This is a genomic window from Actinosynnema sp. NPDC049800, from assembly GCF_040656635.1.
Lineage (GTDB): Bacteria > Actinomycetota > Actinomycetes > Mycobacteriales > Pseudonocardiaceae > Actinosynnema.
Map to the genome: position 1 here is coordinate 1 of NZ_JBFAMT010000029.1, position 13,552 is coordinate 13,552.

The 13,552-nt window shown below is 72.7% G+C and carries 9 protein-coding genes; 2 read left to right on the forward strand and 7 right to left on the reverse strand.

Annotation, left to right across the window (positions count from 1 at the left end; translation table 11 throughout):
• The 3 genes from AB0I91_RS27525 to AB0I91_RS27535 form a co-directional block, all read right to left on the reverse strand.
• On the reverse strand, window positions 1-2,296 hold a 2,296-nt coding region (locus AB0I91_RS27525; protein ID WP_499639508.1), incomplete at its 3' end, for an RCC1 domain-containing protein.
• Between the two features lie 138 nt (window positions 2,297-2,434).
• Window positions 2,435-3,349: a hypothetical protein gene (locus tag AB0I91_RS27530; RefSeq protein WP_499639510.1), complete on the reverse strand. Its 915-nt coding sequence runs from the start codon at window positions 3,347-3,349 to the stop codon at window positions 2,435-2,437.
• 86 nt (window positions 3,350-3,435) lie between these two features.
• Window positions 3,436-4,017 (reverse strand): vWA domain-containing protein, encoded by a 582-nt coding sequence (locus AB0I91_RS27535; RefSeq protein ID WP_498785491.1) that lies wholly within the window; start codon window positions 4,015-4,017, stop codon window positions 3,436-3,438.
• 150 nt (window positions 4,018-4,167) lie between these two features.
• Here AB0I91_RS27535 and AB0I91_RS27540 point away from each other — a divergent pair, with 150 nt between their 5' ends.
• Window positions 4,168-7,110, forward strand: coding sequence for an AfsR/SARP family transcriptional regulator (locus AB0I91_RS27540; RefSeq protein WP_499614056.1), 2,943 nt, complete (start codon window positions 4,168-4,170; stop codon window positions 7,108-7,110).
• 48 nt (window positions 7,111-7,158) lie between these two features.
• Here the strand turns inward: AB0I91_RS27540 and AB0I91_RS27545 are convergent, their stop codons facing one another.
• Both AB0I91_RS27545 and AB0I91_RS27550 read right to left on the reverse strand, forming a co-directional pair.
• Window positions 7,159-8,370 (reverse strand): helix-turn-helix domain-containing protein, encoded by a 1,212-nt coding sequence (locus AB0I91_RS27545; RefSeq protein WP_498785495.1) that lies wholly within the window; start codon window positions 8,368-8,370, stop codon window positions 7,159-7,161.
• A gap of 113 nt (window positions 8,371-8,483) precedes the next feature.
• Window positions 8,484-8,657 carry a hypothetical protein gene (locus AB0I91_RS27550; RefSeq protein WP_498785497.1) on the reverse strand — a complete coding sequence of 58 codons (174 nt, stop codon included), beginning with the start codon at window positions 8,655-8,657 and terminating at the stop codon, window positions 8,484-8,486.
• Between the two features lie 247 nt (window positions 8,658-8,904).
• On the opposite strand from AB0I91_RS27550, the gene AB0I91_RS27555 reads away from it, so the two are divergent.
• The gene (locus AB0I91_RS27555; RefSeq protein ID WP_499614051.1) at window positions 8,905-9,801 is read left to right on the forward strand and encodes a hypothetical protein; all 897 of its coding nucleotides are present in this window, start codon (window positions 8,905-8,907) and stop codon (window positions 9,799-9,801) included.
• Between the two features lie 63 nt (window positions 9,802-9,864).
• On the opposite strand, the gene AB0I91_RS27560 is transcribed toward AB0I91_RS27555, so the two are convergent.
• Together AB0I91_RS27560 and AB0I91_RS27565 are read right to left on the reverse strand one after the other, a co-directional pair.
• Window positions 9,865-12,939: an ATP-binding protein gene (locus AB0I91_RS27560; RefSeq protein WP_499639512.1), complete on the reverse strand. Its 3,075-nt coding sequence runs from the start codon at window positions 12,937-12,939 to the stop codon at window positions 9,865-9,867.
• Window positions 12,936-13,544, reverse strand: coding sequence for a hypothetical protein (locus tag AB0I91_RS27565; protein ID WP_499639514.1), 609 nt, complete (start codon window positions 13,542-13,544; stop codon window positions 12,936-12,938). The genes AB0I91_RS27560 and AB0I91_RS27565 overlap by 4 nt, the downstream gene beginning before the upstream one ends.
• Window positions 13,545-13,552 lie beyond the last annotated feature (8 nt).

The following is a 13,552-nucleotide window of genomic DNA, read 5'->3' on the forward strand; positions in this document are numbered from 1 at the left end:
TTTTTTTTGTTTTTGTTTTTTTTTTTTTTTTGTTTTGTTTTCCTTTGGGGGGTGGGGGGGGGGGGGGGGGGGGGGCCGCCCCCCCCCCCCCCCCCGGCGGGAGGCCCGGGATGCGCTGCGGCGTGAAGACGGTGCCGCCGTCCCGGTCACCCAGCTGGTACCAGACGTTCACGCCCCAGCCCCACACGCTGCCGTCGTCCAGCACCGCGTACCCGTTGCCGCCCGCGCCGACGACCTCCGCGACCCGGGTCAGGCCGACGACCGGCGTCGGCTTCCTGACGTCCCGCCCCGCACCACCGACACCGGCCTCGCCGTGGGTGTGCGCACCCCAGGCGACGACCGTCCGGTCGGTCTGCACGGCGTAGCCGGTCCGGCTCGACGCCGCCACCGACACGACGCCGCCCAGTCCCGGCACCGGGGTCGGGGTGCCGGTCTGCCCGGACGACGTGCCGTTGCCGAGCTGCCCCTCCGCGTTGCCTCCCCAGGTCCACACGGTCCCGTCCGCGCGCAACGCGTACCGGGTGTCGCCACCCGCGACGAACTCGGTGACGTCGGTCAGACCGACCACCCGGACCGGCGTCGACGAGCCGGCGCCCGTCGTGCCGACGCCGAGTTCACCGGAGGAGTTGGACCCCCAGGACCACACCGTGCGGTCCGACCGCACCGCGTACGCGGTGCCGCTGGACGCGGCGATGGCGACCACGTCGTCGACGCCCTCGATGCGGACCGGCACGTCGCTGAGGCGCTCGGGTGACGTGCCGGGTCCGAGCTCGTCGGAGTAGTTCATGCCCCAGCCCCAGACGGTGCCGTCGGCGCGCAAGGCGTAGCCGGTGCTCCACGCCGACGCGATCGCGGTGACGTCGGTCAGCCCCCTGACCCGGACCGGCACCGGCGCGAACCCGCCGTCCACGTGCCAGCCGGCGCCGAGTGCGCCGAAGTCGTTCGCGCCCCAGGCCCACACCGTGCCGTCCGCCCGCAGCGCGTAGCGGCCCGCGACGGCGCGCACACCGTCCAGGCCGGACACCAGCCGAGGGGTGTTGTCGCCGTAGTAGGCGTTGGAGCCCGTGCCACCGCCCGAGCCGAGCATCCCGTCGTTGTTCTGGCCCCATGCGTACACGCAACCGCTCGCGCAGGTGGTCGGCACGGGGGCGAAGTACCCGGCCATGTCGACGACCAGGTGCACGCTGCCGGCGCCCGGCCGCAGCACGACCACGCCGGTCATGCCCAACATCACGGCCGCCAGGTTCGGCACCGTGGCGGCGGGCGTGACGTTGAGCGTCGACGACCTGGCGGGGCCGGCACCCCCCGGACCCGCGCTGACGTAGGTGGCCGTGGACGCCTCGGTCGCCGTCACGTTGAGCAGGACCGCGGTCGCGTCGTCGGGGACGGACCCGGTCCAGCCGAGCCACAGGGACTTCGGGTCGTCCGGCCGGGCCGGCGCCGAGGAACGCGTGTCACCGACCCGGACCGGGTCCACCGGGTAGAACCCGAGGCCCTCTCCCGGCACGTAGAACCCGGCGAGGTCGGCGATCAGGTCGACCGTGCCCTGCCGCGTGTAGAGGTCCACGGTCCGGTCGTCCCCCAGCGCGACGGTCACCAGGTTGGCCCGCGTGTCGCCCGGCACGAGGTTGAGGTTCGACGCGGTGGGCCGCGGCTCGCCGTGCGGCCACGCGGTGACGTAGGTGTCGGCGGTGACGTTGGTGGCGGTCAGGTTGAACGTCACGGCGCTCGCCTCGGCCGGGATGACGCCGGTGAGGTCCAACGGGAGCGAGCCGTCCGCGTTCGGCGTGCCGACGCCGGTGCCGGCGCGGGTGTCCAGCACCCGCGCGGCCGGCAACGGCTGGTACCGCGAGACGGCGTTCGTGGCGTAGTAGCCGGACAGGTCGGCCAGCAGGTGCACCGTGCCGGCGGCGTTGAACAGGTTCACCCGACGGGTCGGGCCCAACTTCACCGTGACCAGGTTGGGGCGGGTCTCACCGGGGACGAGGTTGAGGTTGGACGCGGTGGGGCGCGTGCCGTCCGCGGGCCACACCGTCACGTACGTGTTCGAGGTCGGCTCGGTCGCGGTCACGTTCAGCACCACGGCCGTGGCGTCGGCCGGTGTCCGCGAGGACAGGTCGAGCACCACGCTCTGCCCCGCGCCGACGATCCCGCCACCCGTGCGGGTGTCCAACACGCGCACGGGCGTCACCGGGGTGTAGGCGGACGCCACCGGATCAGCCTCGGCAACGGCCGGTGGAACCACCACCACCGACAGCAGGAGCGCCGCCAACGGCACCACGACGCGTCTCGCCATACCCGTTTCCCCTCATCACCCGATCTCGCGGCGGAGCCTAACCCCCGAGCGGGCGCGAACTCGCCCGCGTCCGAGCCGAAGTCCCTGGCAGACCGGACGGCTCCACCTCGCCGAGTCGGCCGTGCCCGCGCGGCCGTTCTACTCGCCCGACGCCTCCCAACGCACTCCGTAGGCCAAGCCCGGGGTGAGGTGGCGGAACCTCAGGTGGATCTCGCCGGCCCGGTCCACCGGGTGTCGGTGGCCCTCGTCGGCCGGGTCCGCGCCGTCGTGCCGGTGAGCGCCGTCCAGCACCCGCACGCGCGGCGGGGTCGGTGCGCCGCCGAAGCGGACCCTCAGGTCGAGCAGGTCCACCGGGTGCTGCGGGACGTACAGGAAGTACGACCGCAGCGCGTGCGCGGTCGGCGGGCGCAAGCGGATCGCGAAGTCGTGCGAGTCGCCACCGTCCACCCGCGCCGGCAGGGCCAGGGTGGAGCGCTCCACCAGCGTGCCGCCGTACAGCACCCGCACGTCGAGGTCGGGCCGGTCCAGGGGCAACGGGGGCGTCAGCGCCAGCTCGCGCAGGCCGTCCCGGTCGGCGACGACCCGGTGCCTCTCGATCACCTCGGGACGCGGCCGGTCCAGGGTCAGCACGGCGTGCAGCTCGGCGGTGCGCCAACCGCCCGTCGGCGCGTCCCGCCGGGGACGCGGCGCGTCGGCGGCCAGTTCGGCCAGGTGGCTGATGGCCTCGTCGACCCGGCGGCGGACCGTGCGCGGGTCGCGGTCCATCCTGACCGCCGCCCAGTACACCCGGTCCTGGTAGAGGGGCAGCCGGGCCTCGGCGTCGATGGCGAACGCCGCCAGCGTGGCCAGGCGCAGGTCCGCCGGCAGCCGCCCGGCCAGCTCGGAGAGCCGGTCGGACACCTTCTGGCGGATCGCGCCCGGCGCGTCCCCCTCGGTCACCCCGCAGGTCGCGCGCAGGGTCGGTCCCACCCGGTCCCCGATCCTGCCCGCCAGCACGCCGCGACCCTTGCGGAGCGACTTCAGCTCCCGGACCAGGTCCGCGTACGCGTTCATCGCCTCACCCCCGTCGATCTCCACCGCGTTCCGCCGTGCAGCGTGCGGCCGGCCAGTGGACCGGACGTGGACACATCGTGGATGGCCTAGACGCGGTCGGGCCGCCGCGCCGTCCCGGTCACCGACACCGACAGCGCGGTGCCGAGGCGGATGCCGTCCTGGCCGAGGAAGACGCGGAACGTGCCGATGCGGTCGAGCGTGCCGCGGTCGACCGCGCCCAGGCCGAAGGCGATCACGGTCGGGCGCGGCGGCCAGGCGGGGTCCGCCAGCGCGGCGAACGCCGCGGGCCAGGTCGCCGGGTCGGTCGGCCGTCCGTCGGAGGTGAAGAAGACGACCGGGCGGTGCACCCGGGCGTGGCGCGCCTTCAAGGTGCGGACGTCGTGCGCGATCGTCTCGCGCAGCAGGGCGAACGCGGGGCCGAAGTTGGATCCCGTCCGAGGTCTCGCCGCGCTCAGCCCGGTGAGCTCCGCCGCCGGTCGCAGCGGTTGCAGCACGGTGGACGCGGCCGCGAACCCGACCACGCAGACCCTGATCCGCGCGGCGGCCGCCGGGTCGGCGTGCACGGCGCCGCGGAACTCGCGCAGGCCGGCGTTCACCTCGTCGAGGTGGTCGGTCATCGAGAGCGACACGTCGCACACCACGTAGCACGGCAGCACATCGGATCCCATGCGGCTCCTCCATCCCACACCTTTTGCGGACAGGCCGGAGCGTGGCGGGTGTTTGTCTACCGGCGGTGGACCCAAGGCGGATTCCGACACACATTCGGCCACTCGTGCGACATCCGTCGTAGACATCGGCTCGCGAACGCAGGAGGCAGCGTGGAATTTCGGATGCTCGGTCCGTTGGAGGCGTGGCACGGGAGTGCTCGGCTGCCGTTGGGCGACCAGCAGCAGCGGTTCGTGCTCGTGGTGCTCCTGCTGCACGCGAACAGGCCGGTGTCCACCGAGAAGTTGACCGAGATCGTGTGGGGCGGCAACCTCGACCGCCGCAACCTCGTGCGCGGCTACATCAACAAGCTGCGCAAGGCGTTCCAGGGCAAGGACGCGTTGATCGAGACCACGCCGACCGGCTACCTGCTGCGGGTCGACGACGACCAGCTCGACACCCTTCGGTTCGACCGGTTGCGCACGGAGGCGGAGGCAGCGCGCGCCGACGACCCGCGCCGGGCGATCGCGCTGTTACGCGCCGCCGTCGACCTGTGGCGGGGCCGGTTCCTGGAGGACATCGACCACGACCGGGTCGGCGGCACCGAGCTGATGTCACCGGACGACAGCTACTACGACGCGGTCGGCGACCTGGCCGAGCTGGAGCTGGACGCGGGCGACCACCGGTCGGCGCGGGACCGGCTGCGGCCGGTGGTGCGCACCGACCCGGCCCGGCAGAAGCACGCCGGGCTGCTCATGCGGGCGTTGATCGCGAACGGCGACCGGACGGAGGCGGGCCGGGTCTTCCACGCCGCCGAGGCCGCGCTGGCCGAGCAGGGCTGGGAGCCGGGGCCGCAGCTGCGCAAGCTCGCCGCCCGCGCCGAACGCGGCGAGCCGACCAGCTCGCTGCCGTCGCGGGAGGGCGGGTTCACCGGACGTGACGCGGAACTGGAGTCGGTCGAGGCGGTGGCCGCGACACCGGGCGAGCGGCGCGCGGTCTGGGTGAGCGGCGCGCCGGGCGTGGGCAAGACCGGCTTGGCGGTGGAGGCGGCGCACCGGCTGCGGCACCGGTTCCCGGACGGGCAGCTGCTGGTGCGGCTCAACGGCTACACGCCGAACGTGTCCCCGACGACGGTGTCGGACGCTCTGGACCAGCTCCTGGGCGAGCTGGGCGTGCCGCCCGAGCTGATCCCGGCGTCGGTGAACCGGAAGTTCACGCTGTACCAGACGGAGCTGTACGGCACGCGGACGTTGGTGGTGCTGGACAACGCGCACTCACCGGAACAGGTGCGGTCGCTGCTGCCCGAGGAGGCGGGCTGCTTCGCGATCGTGACCAGCAGGCGGGTCGGCGAGCCGGACACCGGCGCGCACCTGCGGCTGCTGGAGCTGCCGCCCGAGGACGCGTTCGCGCTGTTCCGCACGCTGACCGGCCCGCTTCGCCTGCGTGGGCGGTCGGCCGAAGTGGCTGGTGTGGTCAAGCGGTGCGGTTACATGCCGGTGCACATCCGGGTGGCCGCGGCGCTGTTCCGCCGGCACGACGGTTGGCCGTTGGAGCACCTGTTGCGGCAGTTGGAGGAGAGCGGCCCGTGGCCCGCGGACGGCGACGGCGCGGACGGCGCCGCGGTGCGCGTGTCGTACCTGCAGCTCGGCTCGCCGCAGCGGGAGCTGTTCCGGCTGCTCGGCCACCTGCCGGGACCGGACCTCGACGTGACGGGTGCGGCGGCGCTCGCGGGCCGCGAGGTCGCCGGCGTCCGCGCGGTGCTCGACGACCTGCACGAGGTCTGCCTGGTGGAAGAGGTCGCGCCGGAGCGGTACCGGATGCTCGACCCGCTCAAGGAGTTCGCCGCGGCGGAGCCGCCGCCGACCACGCCGACCGAGCACGCGGACGCCCTCCTGCGGCTGCTCGACTTCTACCTGGTCGGTCTGGCGGGCGCGGTCGGCGCCGCCAACCCGTTCGACCGGGCGCAACTGCCCGGCGTGCACCGCACCAGCCGGGTCGTGCCGGCGTTCGGGGACAAGGCCGACGCGACCGCGTGGATCGCCGCCGAGCTGGACAACCTGGTAGCCGCCATCCGCTACGCCGCCGATCACGACCTGCCCGGCCACGCGTGGCGGCTGGCGGTGCTGATCTGGCGCCACTTCAACACCACGAACCGGTTCGAGGACTGGGTCGCGACGATGGAACTGGCGCACGGGGTCGTGTCCGCCGAGCCCGACGAGCACTACGGCCGGGCGCACGTGCAGCTCCGGCTGGCCACCGCCTACGACCGGCTCGGGCGGCTCGAGGAAGCGCTCGACCTGGCCACTCGTGCGTTGGCGGAGTGGCGGTGGCTCGGCGAGGTGCTCGGCGAGGCGGTCACGTTGTGCGCGATCGGCATCCCCCTGATGGAACTCGGCAGGCACGACGACGCGATCGAGCACTTCGAGGCCGCGCTGCAGAAGTACGAGCGGTGCGGTGACGTGCGCGGGCAGGCGCACGCGTTGAGCATGCTCGGCACGTGCGACGAGGAGCGCGGCGACCTCGACCGCGCGTTGGGCCGGCACCTGGCCGCGGTGCCGATGCTGCGCGAGGTCGACCACGTGCACGGACTGGCGCACGCGTTGAACAACCTCGGCTCGGTGCAGCAGCGGCTCGGCCTGGCGGACGAGGCGTTGCAGTCCCATCTGGAGGCGTACGGCCTGGCCGAGCGGCTCGGCGACGACTGCCTGGCGGCCTACGCGCTGAACTACACCGGCAACGTCCACCGGTCGCAGGGCCGGCCGGCCGAGGCCGCGCGGTACCAGGACCGGGCCAGGGAGAAGGCAGCCGGGGTGTCCGACGCCGACCTGCGCACGCGCCTCTTCCTCGACCGCGCCGCGACCGCCTGGGACGGCGGTGACCGGTCGGAGGCGTTGCGCTCCTACAAGGCGGCGCTGGACCTGGCGGCCGGCACCGGTCACCGCGGCCACGAGGCGCACGCCCACCGCGGCGTCGCGCGGGCGTTGCACGCGCTGGGGCAGCACACCACCGCCGCCGGGCACTGGGACGCGGCCGAGGCCGGGTTCGTCGCGCTCGACCAACCCGAAGCGGCCGAGGTCAGGGCGGAGCACGAGGCCCTGACCTGTGCGTGCCGCTGATCTCGTGACCGTGCCCGGCGGGTCGCGGGGACCCGCCGGGCGCACCGGTCAGTACCGCTGCTGCAACACGCGCCGCAGCTCGGGGTAGACCTCTTTGACCGCGCCGTGGTTGCGCCAGCGGGCGAGGGTCCTGGCCAGTTCCCGCAGGTCCGTCCGCACGGTCGCCGAGTCGACCTGCGCCGCGTCGTCCAGCGTGCCGGTCAGCGTCACGCAGCTCTGGTCGATCTCGCCCGCGAGCGCGTGGGCGAGCGAGCGGCGGGCGCCGAACCGGGCCCGTGAGCGGCGGGCGGCGGGCGGCAACCCGGCCAGCTCCCGGTCCAGCACGGCGGCCGACTCGACCGTCCGCCCGAGGTCGCACAACGACCACCCCCTGGCCAGTTCCGCCGGGTCGGGCGCGGTCGAGCCGAGCACGGGGTAGTCGCGGGTCTCGGAGGTGGACGCGCCGAGCAGGTGGGCGGCACGGTCCAGCGCCCGGTCGAAGGAGCCCTTGTCGCCCGCCAGGGCGTGCCCCTGCGCTTCCCGCCGGGAGGCCAGGCCGAGGGTCCGCAGGCTCGCCTGGTCCACGCGTTGCGCCTGGCGGGCCAGGTCGATGGTGCTCGTCGCGTCCTGCCGGTAGAGCGCGAGCCCGGCCTCCCGGACGAGCGCGTAGCTCACGATCTCCCGGTCGCCGCCCGCCCGCGCCAGTTCCGACGCGTGCCGCGTCCACGACAGCGCGCCCTGCTCGTCGCCCGCTTCCTGGTTCATCCAGCCCGTGTACTCGGCGATCCGCGCGGCGAGCAGCAGCAGCCGCGTCCTGATCGGCTGGGGGTTCTCGTGCGCGAGCGCGTGCACCGTGCGCACCAGGGCGACCAGCGGTTCGAGGATCACCACCGGGCTCGTCTGCATGCCGAGGGAGCGCAGGTGCTCGAACGAGGTCCGCATCCCGACGACCACGCGTTCGTCCGGCACCGGTCGGGGCCCGCCCCTGAGCGCCATCCCGAGCACCGTGCCCGTGCCCGCGACCAGCACGTGGCGGCGGTCGAGCGCGAGCCCGGCGTCGGCGAGCCGCTCACGCGCCGAGCGGGCCGCCTCGATGAGCGCGCCGCCCGCGTCCAGCACGCCGTCGCACAGCCGCGCGATCGTCTCGTGCGGCGGCTTCAGGTCGTTCTCGATCTTGCTGAGATAACCCTTGCTGTAGTGCACGCGCTTGGCCAACTGCCCTATCGACAGCCCCGCGGCCTCACGGGATTCACGCAGTAATTCACCAAATGATCCGCTCACCCGAGCCTCCTGATCCGGCTTGATCCCGAGTACACCACTGCTCCTGGTCCGGCGCAATCGCCCGGCCGTCCGCGAAATACCCGCGAACAGCCGGGCGCACATTTGCGGTCCGGTCAGCCGTGCCACGGGTTGCCGTCGGGGCCGACGGTGACCGTGGTGGGCGGCGGGCACTCGTCGAACGACGAGGCCGAGGCGCCGCCGCCCGACGCGAACACGGCGACGACGGCGCACAGACCGGCCAGCGCCACACCGGCCTTGGTCACGAAAAAGGACACGTTCTTGGACATGGCAAATCCTCCACGAGAATTCGGTGAATGCGATCCGGGCGTTTATCCGAAGTCTTCCGCCCTCACCGACAATGATTCACCGACGCAGTGGGGGTGACCAGGTGTTGCCCGTTTCCCGGCGGCCGGGCAACGGGCAACGGCGGCGCATCCACTCCTCGTCCACTTCCGGTCGACAGGCGGTGCCGATGCTGTGCCGGCAGATCAGGACGGCCGGCCACCACGCCGGCGTGAACAGGGAGGTTCGGTCGTGAGCGAGTACGACGTCGCCGTGTCGTTCGCCGAGGAGGAGCGCTCCGCGGTCGAGGAGGTGGTCGAAGCGTTCAAGCAGCGCGGGCTGACCGTGCTGCACGGGCCCGAGCAGACCCACGAGTGGTGGGCGCACAAGGAGGGCGGCGACCTGCCGGACGCGCGGGTGCGGTTCTTCGTCCCGTTCGTCTCGGAGGTCGACGACTTCACCACGGCCGCGCTGCGCGCGGTCAAGGCCGGTGACGAGCACGTGCTGCCGGTGCTGCTCGGCGGCGTGCCCGTGCCGCCGGACCTGCTGCACCCGCACGTCGCCTACGTGCGCGGCACGGCCCCGGACCAGCTCACCGAGGCGTTGGTCGCCCGGATCGAGACGGCGGAGGCGGTCGGTCGGGAACGCGCGCCGGTCACCGAGGTGGTCACCAGGGTCAAGGCCGTCGCCCCGGTGCAGGAGGAGCCGGCGGAGCCGGTCGTGCCCGCCACCTTCAGCCGCTACACCGAGCAGGACGCGACGCTGCGGTACCTGGGCGCGCAGTTCGCCGCGGCGCTGCCGAGGCTGGAGCGGCGCGGGTTCGTCGGCACCGCGCACGTCGGCGAGACGCGGATCGCCGTGCGCGTCGAACGGGCGGGCGACACCGTGTACGCGCTCGACATCCAGCGCGGCGGGATCGGCGGCGACGAGACGGTGAACTTCGTGGTCGGCAAGCAGGACGGCGCCGCCGCCCTCACCAACGGCTGGGCGCGTCCGGTCTACGACACCGGCGTGGGCGCGGCCGTGCTGGAGGTGCACGACTTCTCGGTGCTCGGCGGCAGCGGCACGGCCCGCGCCTACCGGCGGGAGGAGCTGTTCACCGCGCTCTGGCAGCGGATCGACGCGGTGCTCGCCGCCACCGTCGGCTGACCGTGCGACCGGACGCGCTCCCCACCCGTCACGGGCGGGGAGCGCGTCTCGTCGTACCCGGGGTCAGCCCTGGTCGTCCCGCGCCCGGTCGAGCACCTCTTCCAACCGCAGCGGGCTCGACGGGTGGTGGCTCAGGCACAGCGGCGCCCGCATCCGGCGGAACCCGAACGTCTCGCCCGTGGCGTAGAACTGACCGCGTTCCAAGCGCGAGATGTCGCCGACCGAACTGCCCTTGGCCCTGGCCATGTCGTTCGCCGCGGCGATCTGCGCCGGGCTCTGCAGCCTGCCGAAGAACTGCGTCGTCGCGTTGCCGACCACCTGGTTGTGCACGCCCTTCGGCGCCTGGGTGGCGAGCAGCAGGCCCAACCCGTACTTGCGGGCCTGCGAGGCCAGCAGGATCGTGGTCCGCGTGCTCGCCGCCTGCCCGACGGACGGCGCGATGGTCTGCGCCTCGTCCATCACGACCAGGCCGCCGAGCGGCCGGTCCACCGCCGGGTTGCGCTTCATCCAGGCGAACACCTCCAGCTGGAGCTGGCTGACGAACCCCTGCCGCTGCTCCTCCGACGGCAACCCGATGAAGCTGATCACCGAGATCCGCGCCCTCTTGCCCGGCGTCGGGGTGAGCAGCACCGCCGGGTCCGTCGGTTCGCCCGCACCGCCGAGCAACGGGTCGTTGACCATCGCGGCCCGCAGCGTCTCCGCCAGGTCCGCCGCCGTCGCGCGGCCGGTGCTGAGCTTGCTCACCCCTTCCGGCAGGTCGTCCAGCACGTCGATGAACGCCGACAGGTCGCGCCCGTCCGTGCGGGCGTAGTGCGTCAGCGCCTCCTTCAGCACCGCCCGGCTGCGGGCGGCGGACTTCGAGTCGCCGCCGACCTTGGCGTGCGGCACGAGGCGGGCCAGCGCCGCCTCGATCGAGGCCGCGAACTCGTCGACGTCCCCGCGCACCTCGGTGAAGTCCGGCAGCGGGTGGAAGCTCAGCGGCCGGCCACCGGCGCGTCCCGGCGTCCACACCACCACCTCGGTGTTCGCGAGGTACTCGGCGGCGGTGTCCGCGTCACCCGGCAACCAGTCACCGGGCGCCTCCGGCCACGCGTCACCCAGCCGTGCCAGGTCGTTGTTGGGGTCGAGCACGATCGCCGACACCCCCCGCAGGGCGCACTCCTCGACGATCCGCCGCAACAACACGGTCTTGCCGCTACCCGACCCCGCGAACACGATGGCGTGCTTGCGCAACGACTCCAGCTCGATCCGAACCTCACCGTCCACGCCGAGCACGATCTCCGTCGGCGACGGCGGCTGCGCCCGCGCCGGCGGGGGCCGCGTCTCCTGGTGCCCTGCCGCGGACCGGTCCGACCCGGGCAGGACCTCCCGCAGGAACGTCGTCCGGCTGGCGGGCTTGCGCGCCACCAGCCACGCCAGCAACTGGTGCGTCTGCGCGGCCAGCATCTCCTTGAGCGCGCTGAACGTGCGCAGGTCGTCGTCGGAGATCTCGACCCACCGACCACCGGCCTGCTCCACCTCGGCGAGCTCGGTCCGCGTCTTCGCCCCCTTCCACCCGTCAGGCCCGTTGCGGAGCAGCACCAGGTGCCGGTTCTGGGCGCCGACGCGCGCCGCATCCCGAACCTTCCGCATCCGGTTCAGCACGGACCGGCCGTGCGCGCTGGCGATGAGGCGGAACCCCCAGCGCTCGTCCGTGTCCAGGTCCTCGTCCAGCGTGCGGAGCAACCGGGCGTGCAGGTCGCTGCCACCGTGGAGTTGCTCGGCCTGCCACACCATGTCGTCGTTGCCGACCTCGTTGATCCACGACTTGAGCCCGGCCAGCAACAACGCCGGCATCACGTCGTCCTCGTTGTGCTGCTTCAACTCACCTACCGAAACCTCCGCCTTCTCCCGCAACCGCTCGAACCGGGTGTCGAACTCCTCGAAGTGCTCCGGCTCCAGCCCGACCTCCTCCCGGGGACGCGGCTCGTCAGGCTTCTCGTCGAAGGACGTCAGCTCCCGGACTTCGCCGTGCAGGCACGCCTCGGCGTGCGCGTGGATGCGCTTGAGCAGCACGCGAGGGGTCAGGGTGACCGCCCATTGCACCCCGAACGCGTCCGGGGACACCGGCCAGGTCGGGTGCGGCGGGGTGAACTCGATGCGCCGGTAGACCACCCCGAGCCACTTCTCCACCAGCGCCCGACCGATCACCGGGTCCACGATCGAGCCGAGGAACGGAATCTCGGTGAACCGGTCGGTGACCGTGTCGCTCGCGATGTCGTGCAGCATCTTCCAGGTGTTGGGCAGGCACGCCACTATCGACAGCGTCCGCCTGGTCTTCTCCCGGAGCTTCATCAACCCGTCGGCGATGAGAGCGAGTTCCCCCTTCAGCTCCGGGTTCTTCACCTTCTCGCCGATCACTCCCTGATCGAGGTTGACCAGGGTGTCCAGTTGGTCGACGGCGATCACGCACGGGCCGGTCAGCGCCAGGACCCGCGAGATGTCCCGCACCAGGGTCTGCGCCGGCTTCGACCGGGGTGGCAAACCCCACTCGCCGCCCGCCTCCACCACGCCTTGCAGGTAGGCCAAGCCGATGTCGGCGTGCTCGGACGCGTAAAGCGCGAGTGCCCGGATGGTGTCCGCGCACTCGACCGCGATCCGGGCGTTCACCCCGCGCAGGTGGACGAGGAAGGCAGTCAGGTCCTGCGGGGTCAGCGTCGTCTCGCCCCTGACCGCCGCCGCCACCGCCGCCGGCACCTTCGCTGCCTGGCACAGCTGCCGCAGCAGCACCGTGAGCTGCAGTTCACCGTCATCCGTGCTCCGGCGCAGCTCGCTGCGCATCGCCTCGGCGACGTCGTTCCAGAACTCCTGACCCGTGGTCAGCTCGACCAGGAAGAAGTAGCCTCCTTCGCGCTGCACCATGCGGCGCACCGAGCCGAGCAGGTGGGTCTTGCCGACCCCCTTGCGCCCTTGGAGCACGAGGCCGATGGGACTGGGGCCGGTGCTGGCCCTCGCATCTGCGATACCGGCCAGGATCCGCGTCTCCGCCCTGGCGTGCAGGCCGTCCACGTGCGACGGCGACGTTTCCCAGACGTCGTCGGGCGTCTCGGCGGAGTTGAAGCGGAGAGCGGCCAGTGCCTTGCGCTGTTGCTCGGTCATGATTCCTCGATCGCCACCAGGTGGTTGTCCTCGCCGGCGACCCGGACCGCGGCCGCGTGGTCGGCGTCGGTCAGCACCTTGCGGTTGGAGTCCGGGGCCAGGTGCACCGTGCCGGTCTTCACCATCTCCAGCAGGACCGCGTCGACCTCGTCCTTGTCCGCGCCGTTGAGCTTGGGGCGCAACTTCGCCAACCGCACCCAGTCCTGCGGCTTGACCGACAGCGCCAGGTAGGCGGCGCGGATCACCGACTCCAGGTCCGCACCGGAGCGGATCACCTCCGCCAGGGTGTTCCGCCGCTGGTGGTAGCGGATGAAGCGCCGCAACACCGAGAATTGCGCCCGCGACAGCGGACCCGACCTGGACGGCGGCTCGCCCGAGGCCAAGTCGTCCATGCACCAGGAGATCCCCTCGTCGGTGATCCGGTGCCAGATCCGGTTCTTCTCCTTCCACGACTGGAGGAGGCCGATGTCGTTCAACCTCTCGCGGCCGTCCTTGCCCAGCCTCACCTTGAGTTCCCGGTCGAGCTCCACGTTGGGCACGTCCCGGCTCTCCAGCATGAGCACGATGAGCGCTGCTCGTTCGTCGTTCCCGAACTTCTCGGGCATGGTTTCGC